The organism is Dactylosporangium sp. NPDC000555, from assembly GCF_040300025.1.
In the GTDB taxonomy this organism is placed as follows: Bacteria; Actinomycetota; Actinomycetes; order Mycobacteriales; family Micromonosporaceae; genus Dactylosporangium.
Genome location: NZ_JBEPDB010000039.1, coordinates 44,982 through 61,856, shown reverse-complemented (window position 1 = coordinate 61,856; position 16,875 = coordinate 44,982). Strand labels below are relative to the sequence as shown.

Sequence of the window (16,875 nt, the reverse complement as noted above, 5' to 3'; positions counted from 1 at the left end):
CACTGTCGATGCAAGGGGTCCGGCGAGTAGTTACGGGCGTCAACGAAGCAGGTGCGTCGATCGTTGTCCAGGACGGCATTCCGCCGAACGTTGTCGCACCGGGCGGAGGCACAGGATACGCCTGGACGGACGTCTGGATCACGGACGACGTCAGCTCCGCCGCCGAGGGCGGTGACCACGCCCCCAACACGATGTCCCTGGAGCCTCCTCGGGGCGGCATCACGTGGAAGGTCATCGTGCTTCCCCCCGCGAGCGCGTTGAAAGACATGGACTGGCCGGCGTTCCAGGCCGAAATGCGCGAGCGCGCCCCGCTCATGTCCGGCACCGGGCAGCACGACCGCAACCGACCCGGGTTTCACCGGACCGACACGATCGACTTCGTCGTCATCATCAGCGGGGAGCTGGTCCTTGAGCTCGAGGATGGCGAGGTCCGGGTCGGACCTGGCGACTGTGTCGTCCAACGTGGCACCTGGCACGCATGGCACAACCGGGGTTCAGAGCCTTGTGTCATGTCCGCCGTGCTGGTGAGCACACCGGAATAGCACGGAACTCCGGCCAGTGACAGCGATGCCCCTTGGGGCTGTCCGCTGTCACTGGCCAGGGTCATGACGGGCGTCCGCCGAACCGCCAGTTGTGTACCTCGATGTCGGCGTACCGATCGAGGGGCAGGATGGCGCGTGCGGCGTCCGGGTCCGGCGCCCGCACCAGCGCCGCGGTTCCCAGTAAGGTAGCGCCATTGTCGGACAGCAGCGGCCCGTACGCGATCAGCTCGTCCGAGTCGGGTGGCACGGCGAGGCCGGCGGCCTGCCCTGTGCCGAGGCCGAGCACCAGGTACCGGTTGCCACCGGCCCGGCCGCCGGGGAACTCCCACATGGTGCGTCCCAACATGTTGCGCCACCGGCGCAGCAGCACATCGCGATACACACCGGCCTGGTAGTTGGGCTCGTCGAAGGCGAACGCGCGGGCGGCGGCGGGATCGGGCAGATCAAGGATGTGCACGCTGCCGGTGGGCGTGTCACCGTCGTCGGCGAGGGTCGGGCCGCGGGCGATCATCTCCGTCGCGTACCGGTCCATGTAGGACCAGTGCTCCTCCAGCAACTCCTCACGCAGCGCCACCGAGCCGGGCCGGTCACGGTGGTAGCACAAGAACTCCATGCCACAGTCTTGACCGGCCCGGGGGGAACCTCAACCTGATCCCTCACCGTTCTCGGTGGCGGCCGACGTGTCCGGCACCGGCACGTTCGGATAGTGGCACGCGACGAAATGCCGGTCGGCGACCTTCCGGAAGACGGGTTCCTCCTCCGCGCACCGCGCCTGAGCCTGTGGACACCTCGTCCGGAACCGGCAACCGCTCGGCGGCGCGATGGGCGACGGTGCCTCGGCGAGCGCGGTCTGGCTGCGCCGCGCGACGACATCCGGGTCCGCGACCGGCACGGCATCCAGAAGTGTCTTGGTGTACGGATGGGCCGCTCGCGTGGTGATCGCGTCCGCTGGGGCGATCTCGCATAGCTTGCCGAGATACATCACGGCGACCCGGTCGCTGATGCTCTTGACGACGGCCACATCGTGCGCGATGAACATCATGCTCAGTTGATGCTTCTGCTTCAGGTCCTCGAGCAGATTGAGGATCTGCGCCTGCACCGATACGTCGAGAGCGGAGACCGGCTCGTCGCACACCAGCAGGCTCGGCTCCAGAATCAACGCCCGCGCGATCGCAATGCGCTGGCACTGCCCGCCGGAGAACTCATGCGGCCGCCGGCCGCCGACCACCGCCGGATCGAGGCCGACCTGCTCGAGGAGCTCGGCGACCCGCTCGTCCGAATTCCGCTCGCCGCGCCTCCAGATGGACAGCGGCTCGCGCACGATGTCCCGCACCCGCCGGCGCGGGTTGAGCGCCGACAGCGGGTCCTGGAATATCATCTGCATGTGCGTCCGCGCCTGGCGCATCGCCTGCTTCGGCAGCGTCGTGAGGTCGACGCCATTCATGATCACCGATCCGGACGTCGGTGCCGGGAGTTGCAGCACGGCACGCCCGGTCGTGGACTTCCCGCAACCAGACTCGCCGACGAAACCCACGGTTTCGCCGCGGGCGATATCGAAGGAGATCCCGGAGACCGCGTGGACCTTCTTCCCGCGGCCCGCGCCGTATTCAACGACCAGATCCTCGACGCGCAGCAGAACGTCCTGGTCCTGCAGATGCGCCTTGCCCGTCCCAGCCATCATGCCTCCAACTTCGACATCGACGACATGCTGGTGCCACTCGCCGTCACCCCGTTGGAAAAGTTCCGTTCCAGCGCTTCGGCTCCCTGACTGGTGCCGACCGGATACCAGCACGCGTACTCGTGATCGGGTCGCTCGGCCGCGACCAGCGGCGGTTCCTCCACCAGGCAGCGTTCCTGTGCGTACGGGCACCGGGGACTGAACCGGCAGCCCGGACCCGGGTTGGTGAGCACGGGTGGCCGGCCGGGGATGGTGAACAGACGCGAATGGCTCGGGGAGGTCAGGCTCGGCACGCTGAGCATCAACGCCTGCGTATAGGGCATGCGCGTGTTGTGGAACAGCTCCCTGGTCGGCGCGATCTCCACGATCTTTCCGCCGTACATCACGGCTATCTGATCGGTCCGGCCCGCGACTACCCCCAGATCGTGCGTAACGAGGATCATCGTCATTCGACGCTCCTCCTGCTGGCTGTCCAGGAGGTCGAGGATCTGCGCCTGCACCGTGACATCCAGCGCCGTCGTCGGCTCGTCGGCCAGGAGCAGCCGTGGATTGGCCGCCAACGCGATCGCGATCGTGACCCGTTGCCGCATCCCGCCGGAGAGCTGATGCGGGTAGTCGTGGAGGCGCCGAGCCGGCTCGGGGATGCCGACGCTGCGCAGCAGCTCCACAGATCGCTCCCGGGCCGCGGAGCGGCTCATCCGCAGATGGAGTTTGAGCACTTCGGTGAGCTGCCGGCCGATCGTAACGACCGGGTTGAGCGAGGTCATCGGGTTCTGGAAGACCATCGCCAGGTCCTTGCCCCAGTAGTCCCGCATCTTCCGCTTGGGCAGGTTGCCGATGCTGACCTCGTCGAAGAAGATCGAGCCACCCGGATTCAGCCGGTTGCGCGCGGGCAACAGCCCGAGGATCGAGCGTGACAACACCGTCTTGCCGGATCCGGACTCGCCGACCAGGCCGAGCGTTCTGCCTGCCTGCAGGCGAAGCGACACGCCGTCCACGGCGCGGACCGCCCCGGAATCCGTGCTGAACCAGGTCTTCCAGTCGTCGATCACCAGTATCGGGTCGGCGTCGGTCTCCACCGGGCGACGCCCACCGATGTGCGCAGTCGTGGTCATATCGTGGTCTCCCGCACGTCACTCTCCTCGCGGAGCCGATCACCGATGAGATTGAACGACAGCACCGTGAGGAACATGAACGCACTCGGGATGAACGAGACCCACGGCGCCTGCCTCAGCGAATCGCGGCCCTCGGCGATCATCATGCCCCAGCTCGCCGCGGGTGGTGGGACGCCGACCCCGAGGAAACTCAGCGAACCCTCGGCGATGATGAGGATCCCGACCACCAGGAACGCGTATGCTCCGACCGCCGGCAGGATGTTCGGCACGATTTCCCGCACCAGAATCCGCCGGTTGGACGCGCCCAGCGACCGGGCCGCCACGATGAACTCGCGCTTGGTGTAGACAAGCGTGTTCGCCCGCGTGAGACGCACGAACGCCGGGACCCCGAGGAGTCCGAGACCCACGATCAGGTTCTGCACGCTGGAGCCGAGCGTCGCCATCAGCGCCAGCAGGAGTACGAGGGCGGGAACGGCCATCATGGCGTCGGTGGCCGCCACGATCACCCGCTCCGCGGTGCCGCGGAAGTAGCCCGCGAGCATGCCGAGCGTCCCGCCGACGACCAGACCGATCGTCACCGCGCCGAGCGTGATGATCAGCGAGATCCGAGCGCCGAACACCGCCCTGGCCAGGAGATCCCGGCCGAGCCCATCCGTGCCCAAGGGGTGGCCCGGGCTGCCGGGGGCCACCGCGACCGACCGGTAGTCCTGGGCCACGGGATCCGCGATCGGCAGCAGCGGCGCGAAAATCGCGCCGAGCACGACGAGTCCGAGCCAGGCCGCGCTGCACCAGAAGAGCGCGCCGAAACCGCGCCGACGGGCCCGCCGGGTGCCACTGCCGGCGTTCTCCTTGGCCTTGGGCTCGGCGGAGCCTGGCGCGGGAACGTTGGAGACGTCGGGCTGGGTGGTCATTGTGGAGGCTCCCTCGTTCATGCGCCCTGATACCGGACTCGCGGGTCGATGAATCCATAGGCCAGATCAACGAGAGAGTTGATCAAGATGTAAGCCGCCGCGACGAAGATGACCGTTCCCTGCAACATGATGAAGTCCCGCTGGACGATCGACTGGACCATCAGTTGGCCGATACCCGGCGCCGCGAACAGCACCTCCACGATGACCGATCCGCCGATCAGCCGGCCGGTGTTCATTCCGGCCAGCGTGAGGAGCGAGAACGACGACGGCCGCAGTGCGTGGCGGAACAGGATGTACGGGGTGGACAGGCCCTTCGACTGGGCCATGGTGATGAAGTCCTCCTGCAGCGTCGCGGTCATGTCGCTGCGCAGCAGACGTTGATACACGGCCATCACCGGAAGCGCCATCGTCAGGGCCGGCAACAGCGCGTGGCTCAGGTTCTGGATCGGCGACTCGGTGAGGGGAACCCAGCCGGTCGGCGGGACCAGGCCGAGGCCGAGCGCCAGGTAGTAGATGAGCAGCACACCCAGCACGAACTCCGGGACCGACACGAGGCCGAACGCGGCACCGGTGGTGAGCCGGTCGAAGCGGCTCCGGGCCCGGTACGCGGCGAACGTGCCGAGCGGGATCGCCAGCGCGAGCGCGACGAGCTGAGCCAGGATCAGCAGCTCCAGGGTGATCGGCAGCCTGTTGACGATCTCTTCGACCACCGGGGCTCCGGTCCGGTAGGACTGCCCCAGGTCGAAGCGGAGCGCATCGCCGAGCCAGTTCGCGTATCGGACCAGGAAGGGATCGTCCAGCGCCAGGTCCGCGCGCACCGCGGCGATCGTCTCGGGTGTCGCCTGCTCGCCCAGGATCGCCACGGCGGGGTCGCCCGGAAGCAGCTCCTGCAACGAATACACCGCGAGCGAAACGATGAGCAGCGTGATGAGCGCCGTGGCAAGTTTCGTCAATCGGGAACGCATTGAGCACTCCTCCGCGTCTGGGGTCTACGCGCCCGAGGCGTCTGCGAGATCCTCCATCTATCGTGTTTCACAGTAAGATGGAGCGTGTCACTGAGTGATACAGTTGGTTGAGTGTAACGACGGTGTCTAGCGAGGTCAAGGGCGTTTTCGCCCACGAGGAAGGGACACGGATGTCGAGCGTCAAGCGGATCCAGGCGGTGCAGAACGCGTGCCAGGTCTTCGAAGCTGTCGCCGCCCTCGCGCCGGTCGGCGTCAGCGAGCTCGCGCGTGAGACGGGGCTCGACAAGAGCGGCGTGCACCGCATCGCGGTGACGCTGCACGAGGCCGGCTGGCTGCAACCAACCGCCGATCGGCCGACCCGCTGGCTGCTGGGCGGCAAAATCCTCGAGATCGCGCGTTCGGCCGCGCTCACCCAGACGATCGAGCGGGCGCGCGGGGCTGTCCGATCGCTCAGTGACAGCACCGGCGAGACCGTGCTCCTGGTCGCGGCGCAGGGCGGCAGGCTCGTCGCCGTCGACGTCGCCGGCAGCGCGGCGACGGTCGCGAGCATGGCCCGCATCGGCGACGTCATGCCCCCGCACGGGGCGAGCGCCGCCGCCTGGTTCGCCGCGCTTCCCGCCGGGGCGACGAGCGCCGCCGTCGTCGCGCCCGCCGACGAGCTCGATGCCGAGCTGATCGCCGCCGCACGACGTCGCGGGTATGCGGTCCACAGCGCCCAGGACGTCACCAGCATCGGCGCCGCCGTGCTCGACGCTTCGGGAACGCCGAGCGCCGTCCTGGTCATCCTCACGCCCGACTTCCGGATCTCCGCTCGCCGGGTGAGCCAGTTCGGGAAGCTCGCGCGCGCCGCCGCCGAGAGCGTCTCCGGCGGCTGACACGCCAACGGGCCGGCGCTGGCGGGTCGGCATCATCGGGTCTGCTCCGTCCCGAACGCGGCACCGGACGTCCGGCGCCGCAGCAGCATCGCCACGCCGAACGCGGTCAGCGTCAGCGCGAACACCACCAGCCCACCGGTCAGCCCGAGGATGCCGGCGACGAATCCCAGCAGCAGCGCGCCAACGGGAACCAGACCGCCCCAGGCCACGACGTACAGGCTCATCACCCGTCCCCGGCTCCCCTCCGCAACTGTCGACTGAAGAATCACGTTCAGCCTTGTCATGATCGAAAAATTCAACGCGGCCGCGAGTACCGCCAAGGCGAGCAGCAGCACGAAACTGGTCGTGATCGCCATCGCGGCCACCGCGACCGAGGTGACGACCATCTGGACCGCGACCTGCCGCACCCGGGGAACGGTCTTTCCGGAACTCGCCGCCAGAGCTCCAACGACCGCGCCCAATCCGGTTGCGCCGACCAGCAGCGTGAACTCCGTGTCTCCCCCGCCGAGCACGTCGTAGGCGAACACGGGCAGCTGCGCGACGTAGGTCGTCCCGAACATGGACGTCACCGCGACCATGACCAGCACTTGGAGCGCGGGCGGTCGTTCCCGCACATGTGCCAGTCCCTGCCGGATGCTGCGCCACGTCCGTTCACCACCCTTGAGCAACGGCTGCGGGGCCAACCGAAGCCGCCGGATGATCGTGGCGGCGATCAGACTGGTCGCGGCGTACACCGCGAACACCGGAGCGGCACCCCACACCACGAGAAGTGGGGTGGCCAGGACGGGGCCGACCACTCTGGCGACGTTCAGGCTCGCCGACTGCAAGCCGACCGCACTCGCCAGATCAGCCGGCGGCACCGCACCCGCCACGATCGCCTGAGCCGACGGCGCACCGATCGCCAGGAGGGTTCCGAGGACGAAGGCGAAGCCGTAGATCAACGGCAACCGCACCACGCCACCGGAGACCGCGAGGTAGCCGGCCAGAACCGCACACAGCACGCTGATCGCGGCCTGGCTGTACGCCACCACCTTCGCCCGCCGATACCGGTCGGCCACCACACCCGCCCAGGGTGCGATGAGGAACAGCGGGATCAGGTTGAAGAAGTACAGTAACCCCAGTTCCAGAGAGGCGTTGTGAGCGATTCGCGCGGTAAGCCACTGCAACGAGACAGAGGCCATCCAGAAGCCGAGTTGCGTCACACAGAAGCTCAACCAGAACCCGAGGAACGGCGGGTGTCGCAGGCTTCGCAGCCGCCCGCGGCTGGGCAACAGCGATCGGATCGGAGGCGGCCGGTCGCCCGGCCGCCCGTCACCGGACGCCTCAGCGCTTCCCATCGCGGTCAGCCGTCGGTCGGACGCGCCCGGCCGAACTCGCCTACTTCTCGAGCCACAGGTACGCCGGCTGATAGTCGACGGGGTTCCCGAGGTCGGCCTTGAAGCCATGAGCCTTCGGCTTGGTAATCACCGAGAAGACGACTCCCCAGTTCCACAACATCGGGAGGTCCTTCGCAAGCTCCGCTTCAAACCTGGCGTAGCCGGCCTTACGCTCTTCGAGGTTCAAGGTCGACCGAGCGTCCAGCAATGCCTTGTCCGCGGCCTCGCTGCAGTAGCTGAACACGTTCTGAGTCTTCGGCCCGTTGCAGGTGAACGCAGGGTAGTAGGCCACGTCAGGTTCTGACCCGCTCCTCGTCCAGCAGGCGATCTGATAGTCGCCGGCAAATACCTGGTTGACGAACTTGCCGACGTCCGGCGTGTCGAGCGTCACCGTCATCCCCACCTGCGTGAAGAGGCTCTGCAGGGTTTCGGCGAGTCGTCGCGCCTGCGCCGCCGAATGACAGCTCAGGGTGAACGAAAGCTGGCCACCATGCTCCGCCTTGTACTCGTTGACCAGCGCCCGGGCGCCCTCCGCGTTGAACTCCGGCCACTTGGTGGTGCCGGTATACCAGAAGGATCCTTCGATGAATGGACCCATCATCGCGGGCATCTTCCCCTGGAACTGGGTCTGATTCAGCGCGTTGTAGTCGATCGCCATCGCGACCGCCTTACGCAGACGCAGGTCGTCGAACGGCGCCCTGTTCGTCTGAAAGCCCACGCCAACGCCACCCACTCCACCCTTCGGCGAGTGGAGCCGCGCGATCTCGGGATTCGAAGCGGCCCAGTTGATCTCGAGCGGCTCGCCGAGCCACGCCGCTTCGAGTTGGCCTCCAGTGAATGCGGCTCGCCGAGTTTCGGTGTCGCTCATGGGCAGCTCTTGGAACTCGTCCAGATACGGCAGGCCCTTCTGCCAGTAATCTGCATTGCGCTTGAGAACCAGTCGCTGGTCCGGCTGCCACTCCGCGAACCGGAAGGCACCGACCCCGACAGCACTCTTGCGTCCATAATCCGCGCCGGCCGCGGCAACAGCGGCAGGAGAGGCGATCGCGCCCACCGCGGTTGTCAGCGTGCTCGGGAACGATGCGATGGGCATCTTCAGCGTGAACAGCACGGTCAGTGGGTCGTTGACGACCGCGGACTCGATGTCGCGGACATATGAAGCTGCCGCCGAGGCGTTGGCCGGATCCTGGTGGCGTTTGATGTTGAAGACCACGGCATCCGCGTCAAGTTTGGTGCCATCGTGGAACTTGACATCGGGACGAAGCTTCAACGTCCAGGTCTTGGCGTCGGACGACGAGAGCGCTTCGGCCAGGTACGGCGCCGGAATGCCTTTGTCGTCATAACGCATCAGGGTGTCGTAGATCGCGTTCATCGAAGGGTCCATGACCGTTCGCTTGATCGGGTCGTACTTCGCCTGCGTGCCCACCGACGCGTAGCGGAAGACGCCGCCGTACTGGGGCGGACCCGCGTCGGCTTCCGCGCTGGACGAGGCACCGTTCGGCGAGTTCGCGGAAACGCAACCCGCCGACGCCAGTGCAACAACAAGAACGCTTGCGAGCAACGAAGTTCGCTGTATCTTCACCCGCTCGCTGAATATGCGCATAGTCCGCCCCTTCTCGACGGTGAGCTAATGACGGCATGCTGGGCGAAATCGGCACATGCGGGCAGCCCGCTGAAGCGACACAAAGTGCCGCTCAGACGTACGAATGAGAAGGACGTATTCCAGCCGAACTGTAGCGGCTGTGTTACCTCAACATCCTGAGCCGTCCTTGGCGCCTCGATCGATCTCCATGTACGTAGGCCGGATCCGTTCGAGGTGCGCACGCATATGAGACTCTGCCGCGCCCGCGTCGCCTGCGGCGATCGCGTTGTAAATTGCAAGGTGGTCCGCCTCGACCTGGCGCCAGAACGTCGCTGGCACATCCTCACGGTCGAGCCGGGCTGTCATCACTTGGAAAATCGGGATAGCGACGATCTCGAGCAGCTCGTTCCCGGTGGCTGAAAGCACCCGGGCGTGAAAGCCGCGGTTCATTTCCAGACGGTGCGCGACATCGAGATTGTCACTGAAAACAGCGGTCTCGTGAATCAGCTTGAGGGCTTCCTCGCTCCTGCGGACGGCCGAGAAGCCGGCCGCAGGCACCTCGAGGAGGATACGAGCCTCGAGCAGGCTCGCTATGCTGATTTCCTCAGCACCCGTAAGAAGACCGATCCCGGTCTCCAGATGGGCGCTGATGCTGTCGAACGACGGATAGGCGACGAAGGTCCCCCCGCGGACCCCCCGCGTCGTCCGTACGAGTCCTTCGGAGGAGAGCTGGCGCAGCGCCTCCCTTATCGTGCTGCGGCTCACTCCGAAGAGCTCCGCGATTTCAGGCTCGATGGGAAGCTGGTTACCCGGTGCGAGGCGCCCGCTGATGATGTGTTCTCGAAGCTGGTGCGCCACCTGCTGGTAGGCGGGCAGGATCCGACGAGGCGCCAATCGCGAGATTGCCGCCGGTGTCTGTCGACTACCTTCGTCGCGGTTCATGCCGCACGCGCCCGCAGGGTCTCACCGCAGTGTTTCACCAGTTCCTCCGACGGACGCGTTCCTACTCACTCAGCACTGACCTTCCAGTCTACGCCAAGCATCTCGGCATAGAAATCCAGCTCGTCGCGTGCGCTGTCGAAGATCCGGAAGTCCTCGGCAGCCGTGATAGCGGGCATGTGCTCGGCCACATCTTCCACGGTCAACCGCCCTCGTTGGTTGAGCCCACGCGTCTCGGCGACGAAGATACGCGCGACACGCCCGCCGCCGACCGCGAAGATCTCGTGGGTCGTCTGCGCCTTCTCGTGCAGCAGCCAGGCGACGACGGGCGACACCAAGCCGGGCGGGAACTCTTCGCGCAGCCACTTCTGGAAGTCGGCGTCCAGCATTGTCTCGGTCATTCTGGTGTACGCGACGGGTGCGATCGCGTTCACCAGGATGTTATGGTGGCGGCCGATATTCGCAAGGTTGTGCATCATGCCGGCGAGGCCCATTTTCGCCGCCCCGTAGGCGAGGCTGCTGACGGGCACGTCGGGCTCCACGCTGTAGCCGAACAATCCAGCGCTCGAGGAGGTCAGGACGACCCGGCCATACCGCTGATCGCACATTACCGGCCACAACGGCTCGAGCACGTGGAACGCGCCCTTCAGGTGGATCCCGAGGACGGTGTCGAGGGACCAGCCCGCGCCGGCGTTGTGAACGAGGCCGTGGATGCTGCCAAATTGACTCAGCGCATCCGCGACGAGGGCGGCGCCGCCTTCCGGCGTGGAAATGTCATTGGTGTCGGCCACAGCTCGGCCGCCCGCATCGTTGATCTCGGCCGCGACGGCCATTGCGGGGTGTTGGGAGCGGCCGTTTCCGTCGAGCTCGACGCCAGGATCGTTCACCACGACCGTCGCCCCCCGCGCACCAAGCAGCAACGCGTGCTCACGGCCGAGCCCACGTCCTCCGCCGGTCACCACGATGACGCGGCCGTCGTACCGCAATTCGTCCACTAGGTGTCCTCCAATGCGCCAATACGCTACGTGTGTATCGTCAGGGGCCCGGTGCCGGCTACTCGACCTTGATGAGCTCGACGCGCTCGTCTCCGTAGATGTCCTCGCCCTTCATGAGGCCATCGGAGCTGAAGGGGATGATGACCGCGGAATGCCGGACGGTCACATAGGCCCCATGCACATCGATGCTCTGGCCCGGGTGGTTCTTGGCGAGGCGCTCGAGCAGGGCTCCGCGGACCACCACCTTGATCAGGCCATCGCCGAAAATGCCGTAGTCGTCGATGATGAACCGGTCGTAGGTCCGTTCGAGCTGGTTTGAGCCGGACTCGAAAATCTTGGTGTAGAAGTCGCGGGTTGCGGCATTCCCCACGAAGTGTTCCTGAGGGGTGCTGCCCCAGAAGTGATACTCGGGCTCGGGAACAAGCGTCCGCATGATGCGCTCGAGGTCGCCCTCGAGCTCTGCACGGATGTGCTCTTCGAGGACATCCAGCATGTTCAGGTGCTTGGGGTTCGTGATTTCCTTCCGCTTCCGCTCGATTCCGAGCAGCGACTTCAACGGGTCGATCGGCAGCTGGCTCTTCGTCGTCATCAGTGACTCCGTCTGGTGAGGACCATCCGAGTTCAGGCGAGATCCCTGGGTCCAGTCGTTCAGGCCCACGGCAGCGGCATGACGGCCGAAATGGCGTCGGCACCGCGCTGATGGGGATCTTGCCCGGCTTCAATCTGATGTCAGGCTAGCCCGCCGATCATGAGTCGGTCAAGACAACATCAGGTGTTTGGCGACTTGGTATACGGAGGCAGCTAGGTGGCGATGTGCACCCCGGCTTGTCACCCACGCCCTCCCCGTTCAGTTGGCTCTCACCAGGCAACATGTGAGACTTCGGCGCGCGACCGACACCTCCGCCGATCCCGGCTGGAGGCCCGCGAAGGCGCCATCTCGGCGGCGGCGTTAAAACAACAGATGTTTTGCTGATTTGACTCGAAGGGTTCGATCGCGGCTCGCGCGGGGGCCGCGCATGGCTCAGGTTGCGCGGCCGCATGCAACCAGCGATGCCTACCCCGCCGACTCGTACACACCTGGTCGCCACCACCCGGCCAGCCACGTCAAGCAGCGAGAGGCCAGCCCGCGCGAGCGGTGTGGCGACCGCCCGTGGCGCACGGCTGACGGGACCGGCCGCCGTCCCCGTGCTTACCGACCTGGGCTGATGACGAGGCGTACGTAGTCGGCGAGAAAGCCGAACGGGTCCTCGCTCGCGCTCAGCTCGGACTCGGCGGCTTCGAGCGCGTCCAGGACCTCGATGAGAGAGGTACCGCTGCCGGCGCTGTCACAGGCACCGGCAGCACGCCTCGGCGAACAGGCGGACGGCCTCGCGGTCGTCGCCGGTGCGCCACACCACCGCGAGGCGGCTCGGCGACAGCCCCGACACCGGGCGGAAGACGACGTCGTCGCGCTGGTAGATCTCGGCGTTGCCGGCGGCCAGCAGTGCCACCCCGTGCCCCGACGCGACCGCCTCGAACGTCTCGTCCGCCGTCTCGGCGGTCACCGCTACCCGCGCCGGCGCCGAGCGGTGCTCCTCGGCCAGCCAGAACTCCCGCAACGGCCCGGCCGACGCCGGCAGCGCCACGAACGGCTCGCCGGCCAGCTCGGCGAACGGCACCCGCCGGCGGCGGGCCAGGCGGTGCCCGAGCGGCAGCGCGACCCACCGCTCCTCGACCGTGACCACCCGCCACGACAGGGTGCCGTCCGCCGGTACCGGCAACCAGGCCACCGCCACGTCAACCTCCGCGGCGGCGAGGCCGGCGCTCGGGTCGGTCCACGGGATCTGCCGGAACGCCAGCCGCCAGCCCGGCAGCTCGCGGGCGAGGCGCCGGGTCACCGCCGGGATCAGCCCGCGGCCGATGCTGGTCTGGAAGCCGACCCTCAGCGCGCTGTCCGATGTGGACACCGCCGCCGCCACCGCGCGCCGGCCCCGGTCCCACTCCTCCAGCACCGCCCGGGCGTGTGGCAGCAGCGCGGCGCCGGCCGGGGTGATGGCGATCGCCCGGCGGCTGCGGTCGAACAGCCGCGCCCGCAGCGCCGCCTCCAGCTGCGCGATCTGCTTACTCAGCGCCGGCTGCGAAATGTGCAGCCGCCGCGCCGCCCGGGTGAAGCTCAGCTCCTCGGCGACGGCCGCGAAGTACCGCAGATCCCGCACGTGCGCATCCATAACCGAAGGTTATAGGAATGGGTCTTGGACGGCGCCGCCGGCGCGGCGCGACCATAGCCACGTGGAAATCGGCGTCACGGGACTCAACGCGAAGGCCACCATCGGGCCGGACGTAACGGTGCGGCTCGCCCGGCGGGCGGAGGAGCTCGGCTACCGCAGCTGGTGGGCGGGTGAGCATGTGGTGCTACCCAGCCCGCGCACGCCCGACTCGCCGATGGCGCCGACCGATCCGGTCCTCGACCCGCTGGTACACCTGGCGTTCGTGGCCGCCGCGACCAGCGAGATCGCCCTGGGCACCGCGATCGTCATCCTGCCGCAGCGCAACCCGGTGGTGCTGGCCAAGCAGGTGGCGAGCCTTGACGTGCTCAGCGGCGGCCGGCTGCGCCTCGGCGTCGGCGCCGGGTATCTGGCGCCGGAGATGACCGCCGTCGGGGTGCCGATGCGGGGCCGCGGCGAGCGGACCGACGAGTACATCGACGCCATGCGGTCGCTGTGGTACGACCCCGCCCCCGTTTTCCGGGGCCGTTACACCGCCTTTGCCGACGTCGACGCCCACCCCCGCCCCGCACACCCCATCCCCGTTGTCATCGGCGGCCACAGCCCCGCCGCGTTCCGCCGCGCCGTCACCCGCGGCGACGGCTGGTTCGGCAACGGCGACACCCCCGAGGACCTCGAACGCCACCTGACCGGCCTGGCCCGGGCCGCCCGGGAGCACGAGCGCGGCCCGGCCGCCCCGCTGGAGATCACCTGGATGCAGCTGCGACCGACATCGCAAGAGCAGATCATCCGGTACCGCGAACTGGGCGTCGACCACCTCGTCTTCTACCCGCTGCCGATCGAGGACCCCGACGACGTCGAGCGCTTTCTGGAGCGCTCCCGCACCGACTTCGACCGCGCGCTGCGCTGACGGGACCAACGACACAAACGCTGTCGTAGCCCCGCCCGGGCTACTCGCGGTCGGGCCGGGCGCCGAACGGGACCGGGGCGGGGACCGTGCACCGGCTGGTGACCTCGACCGCCGTGCCGGTCTCCGCGGCCTCCAGGATCCGTTCCATGACGTCGAGCACGTGGAAGGCCAGGTCGCCCGACGCGCGCGGCGGTGTGCCGTCGCGCAGGGACCGGGCCAGGTCCGCGACGCCGTAGCCGCGGGCCGCGTCGCGGTAGCCGGCGCGTTCGGGGACGTCGATCCGCTCCCCGGTCGTGGCGGTGAACAGCCGCACCGGACCGGCGAAGTGGTTCGGGTCGGGAACCGACAGCGAACCCGCGCTGCCGTACACCTCGATCCTGGGCAGCTGGGCGTCCCAGATGTCGAAGCTCATCATGAGCGTCGTCAGGGCGCCGCCGGTGTGCTCGAGGATGCCGCTCACGTGGGTGGCCACGTCCACCGGGAAGACGGTGCCGGCGCGCGGGCCGGCACCGATCTCACGTGTCGCGCGCGGGGTGGCGGACATGCCGGTGACCCGGCGGACCGGGCCGAGCAGTGTCACCAGCGCCGTCAGGTAGTACGGCCCCATGTCGAACAGCGGGCCGCCGCCGGGCTGGTAGTAGAACTCCGGCGACGGGTGCCAGCGCTCGTGGCCGGGGGTGACCATGAACGCGGTCGCCGCGACCGGGGTGCCGATGTCGCCGGCCGACAGGCTCGCCCGGGCCGTCTGCAGGCCGGTGCCGAGGACCGTGTCGGGTGCGCAGCCGACGACGACGCCCGCGCGGGCGGCGGCGTCGAGAACGCCGCGCGCCTCGGTGGTGCTGGCGGCCAGGGGCTTCTCGCCGTAGACGTGCTTGCCCGAGGCGATCGCGGCGAGCGCCACGGCGGCGTGGGCCTGCGGCACGGTGAGGTTCAGCACCACGTCGACCTTGTCGTCGGCGAGCAGCTCGTCGGGCGCTACCGCCAGGGCACCGGGAAGCTCCGCCGCCAGGGCGTCCGCGCGGCCGGCGTCGAGGTCGGCGACGCGGGTCACGGTGATGTCGGGCAGCCGGACGAGCGTGGTGGCGTAGGCGGTGCTGATCTTGCCCGCGCCGATGATGCCGACGTTCAGCGCGTCGCCCATGCCAGCCCCCGCGTGATGATCTCGTCGTGCTCGGGGACCTCGAGGTCCTCGAGGCGGTGACCGACGGTGGTGACGAACACGTTGCCGGCGCCCCACCGGGTGGTCCACACGACCGGCATGGCGACGCCGTCGACATCGGTGACCGCGTGGACCTCGATCGACGGGTCGACGTGCACCCGGTACTGCTCGGTGTGGACGGTGAACGGGCCGATGCCCGCGACGACGGGGTGATCTGACATTGGCCGCACCTCGTAGGTGATGAAGTCCGGCGGGTGGTGCACGAACTGGCCGCCGGTCATGCGCTGGTAGTCGGGGGTGCTGCGGAACGCGTCGATCATGCCGCCGTGCCAACCGGCGAAGCCGGTGCCCGCCCGCACGGCGGCGGACAGGCCGGCCAGCTGCTCGCGCGTGATCGTGCCCATCGTCCAGCACTGCACGATCAGGTCGGCGCGGCGCAGCAGGTCCTCGTCGAGGTAGACGTCGAGGGTCTCCGACGTGACGACCTCGGCGCCCCCGTCGCGCAGCCGGGTGACGTAGCGGTCGGTGACCTCGACGGGCCGATGCCCCTCCCAGCCGCCCCGGACAACGACCACGCTGATGGGACTCATGCCGTCACCTCCGCTTCGCTCCGGCAGCGGCATGAGCTGAACCTGCGCCCATGATGAGCGGCCCCTCCACTCCGCTCCGGACCGCTCACGCCGCCACCTCCGCTTCGCTCCGGCAGCGGCATGAGCTGAACCTGCGCCCATGATGAGCGGCCCCTCCACTCCGCTCCGGACCGCTCATGCCGTCCGCCAGGCGTGGGCCGGGGTGAAGTCCAGCAGATCGCGGCTCAGGTGGGTGGAGACCGGCACGGCGAAGCCTTCCAGCGGTTCGGTGACGAGGGATGTGGGATGGTGCTTGCTGATCAGCTCCGCCGTCGGCAGCAGTGCGGTGGTGTCCGGGGCGGTGACGGTGACGACGGCGTGGCCGTCGACCGGCCGGGTCAGGGCGGCGACGACCGCGCCGACGGCGTCACGGGTGTCGATCCAGCTCCACAGGGCGCCCCGGTCGCCGCCGGGGTCGGCCTGGACGTGCGCGAGGTGGTGCCGCAGCCGCTCGCCGGTGCCGATGAACGGGAAGCGCAGGCTCACGGCGGGGATGCCGTGGCGCCGGCTGACCGTCGCGGCGACGAGCTCACCGACGTGTTTCGACAGCCCGTACGGGTCGTCGCCGACGTACGGGTGGTCCTCGGGCAGCGGCAGCCGCAGCGGTGTCGCGCCGCGCCCCGACCACGCCAGCCCGACGGCGGACAGGCTGGACACGTAGACGATCCGGCCGACGCCGAGCTCGCCCGCGGCGTCCAGGAGGTGATACGTCGAGCCGACGTTGTTGTCGAAGACGTCCTCGTGCAAGGGGCCGGGAATGGCGGCGGCGTGCACCACCGCGTCAACGCCGGCGAGCAACCGGTCGAGGCCGGCGGGGTCGCGCAGGTCGCCGGTGACAAGATCGTCGGCGGGGCTCGTCCGCAGCGGCGCGCGGTCGTGGGCACGGACACCGTGGCCGTCGGCGTGCAGCCGCGCGACCAAGGCCTGCCCCAGCATGCCGCCCGCGCCGGTGACCAGGATCTTCACGGCACGCTCCTCAGCCGCTTCGTGTACGT

At 68.4% G+C, this 16,875-nt stretch carries 17 protein-coding genes; 3 read left to right on the top strand and 14 right to left on the bottom strand.

All coding sequences use genetic code 11. From position 1 onward, the window contains the following. The first annotated feature begins 8 nt into the window (after positions 1–8). On the top strand, positions 9–542 hold the full coding sequence (locus tag ABT297_RS23200; RefSeq protein ID WP_350553078.1) for a cupin domain-containing protein: 534 nt from the start codon (positions 9–11) through the stop codon (positions 540–542). 61 nt (positions 543–603) lie between these two features. Here the strand turns inward: ABT297_RS23200 and ABT297_RS23195 are convergent, their stop codons facing one another. Genes ABT297_RS23195 through ABT297_RS23175 form a run of 5 tightly spaced genes read right to left on the bottom strand, consistent with a single transcriptional unit; the run spans position 604 to position 5,211 of the window. Beyond that, the gene (locus ABT297_RS23195) at positions 604–1,155 is read right to left on the bottom strand and encodes a YciI family protein (RefSeq protein ID WP_350553076.1); all 552 of its coding nucleotides are present in this window, start codon (positions 1,153–1,155) and stop codon (positions 604–606) included. A 30-nt stretch (positions 1,156–1,185) separates the two neighbouring features. Further along, complete coding sequence (locus ABT297_RS23190) at positions 1,186–2,223, bottom strand: ABC transporter ATP-binding protein (RefSeq protein WP_350553074.1); 1,038 nt, start codon at positions 2,221–2,223, stop codon at positions 1,186–1,188. Next, the gene (locus ABT297_RS23185; RefSeq protein ID WP_350553072.1) at positions 2,220–3,299 is read right to left on the bottom strand and encodes an ABC transporter ATP-binding protein; all 1,080 of its coding nucleotides are present in this window, start codon (positions 3,297–3,299) and stop codon (positions 2,220–2,222) included. Before ABT297_RS23185 ends, ABT297_RS23190 begins: the two co-directional genes overlap by 4 nt. Positions 3,300–3,331: 32 nt before the next feature. Then, positions 3,332–4,246 (bottom strand): ABC transporter permease, encoded by a 915-nt coding sequence (locus ABT297_RS23180; RefSeq protein ID WP_350553070.1) that lies wholly within the window; start codon positions 4,244–4,246, stop codon positions 3,332–3,334. A 17-nt stretch (positions 4,247–4,263) separates the two neighbouring features. Continuing rightward, positions 4,264–5,211 carry an ABC transporter permease gene (locus tag ABT297_RS23175; RefSeq protein WP_350553068.1) on the bottom strand — a complete coding sequence of 316 codons (948 nt, stop codon included), beginning with the start codon at positions 5,209–5,211 and terminating at the stop codon, positions 4,264–4,266. Between the two features lie 170 nt (positions 5,212–5,381). Here ABT297_RS23175 and ABT297_RS23170 point away from each other — a divergent pair, with 170 nt between their 5' ends. Further along, complete coding sequence (locus tag ABT297_RS23170) at positions 5,382–6,086, top strand: IclR family transcriptional regulator (RefSeq protein ID WP_350553066.1); 705 nt, start codon at positions 5,382–5,384, stop codon at positions 6,084–6,086. Between the two features lie 32 nt (positions 6,087–6,118). Here the strand turns inward: ABT297_RS23170 and ABT297_RS23165 are convergent, their stop codons facing one another. The 6 genes from ABT297_RS23165 to ABT297_RS23140 form a co-directional block, all read right to left on the bottom strand. Then, positions 6,119–7,423 (bottom strand): MFS transporter, encoded by a 1,305-nt coding sequence (locus tag ABT297_RS23165; protein WP_350553102.1) that lies wholly within the window; start codon positions 7,421–7,423, stop codon positions 6,119–6,121. A 40-nt stretch (positions 7,424–7,463) separates the two neighbouring features. Continuing rightward, entirely contained in the window at positions 7,464–9,065 is a 1,602-nt protein-coding gene (locus ABT297_RS23160; protein ID WP_350553064.1) for an ABC transporter substrate-binding protein, read from the bottom strand. Between the two features lie 147 nt (positions 9,066–9,212). Then, positions 9,213–9,986, bottom strand: a complete 774-nt coding sequence (locus ABT297_RS23155; RefSeq protein WP_350553062.1) for a FadR/GntR family transcriptional regulator — start codon at positions 9,984–9,986, stop codon at positions 9,213–9,215. A 65-nt stretch (positions 9,987–10,051) separates the two neighbouring features. Continuing rightward, positions 10,052–10,978 (bottom strand): SDR family NAD(P)-dependent oxidoreductase, encoded by a 927-nt coding sequence (locus tag ABT297_RS23150; RefSeq protein ID WP_350553060.1) that lies wholly within the window; start codon positions 10,976–10,978, stop codon positions 10,052–10,054. 58 nt (positions 10,979–11,036) lie between these two features. Next, positions 11,037–11,567 (bottom strand): nuclear transport factor 2-like protein, encoded by a 531-nt coding sequence (locus ABT297_RS23145; RefSeq protein ID WP_350553059.1) that lies wholly within the window; start codon positions 11,565–11,567, stop codon positions 11,037–11,039. A gap of 736 nt (positions 11,568–12,303) precedes the next feature. Then, entirely contained in the window at positions 12,304–13,185 is an 882-nt protein-coding gene (locus ABT297_RS23140; RefSeq protein WP_350553058.1) for a LysR family transcriptional regulator, read from the bottom strand. 61 nt (positions 13,186–13,246) lie between these two features. Here ABT297_RS23140 and ABT297_RS23135 point away from each other — a divergent pair, with 61 nt between their 5' ends. Next, a complete protein-coding gene (locus ABT297_RS23135; RefSeq protein WP_350553056.1) occupies positions 13,247–14,092 on the top strand; it encodes an LLM class F420-dependent oxidoreductase in 846 nt (281 codons plus the stop codon). A 40-nt stretch (positions 14,093–14,132) separates the two neighbouring features. Here ABT297_RS23135 and ABT297_RS23130 read toward each other — a convergent pair whose 3' ends face one another. The 3 genes from ABT297_RS23130 to ABT297_RS23120 form a co-directional block, all read right to left on the bottom strand. Next, positions 14,133–15,233, bottom strand: coding sequence for a Gfo/Idh/MocA family protein (locus ABT297_RS23130; RefSeq protein ID WP_350553054.1), 1,101 nt, complete (start codon positions 15,231–15,233; stop codon positions 14,133–14,135). Next, positions 15,218–15,841: a ThuA domain-containing protein gene (locus ABT297_RS23125; RefSeq protein WP_350553052.1), complete on the bottom strand. Its 624-nt coding sequence runs from the start codon at positions 15,839–15,841 to the stop codon at positions 15,218–15,220. Before ABT297_RS23125 ends, ABT297_RS23130 begins: the two co-directional genes overlap by 16 nt. A gap of 174 nt (positions 15,842–16,015) precedes the next feature. Next, positions 16,016–16,846 carry an NAD-dependent epimerase/dehydratase family protein gene (locus ABT297_RS23120; RefSeq protein WP_350553050.1) on the bottom strand — a complete coding sequence of 277 codons (831 nt, stop codon included), beginning with the start codon at positions 16,844–16,846 and terminating at the stop codon, positions 16,016–16,018. Between the last annotated feature and the right edge of the window lie 29 nt (positions 16,847–16,875).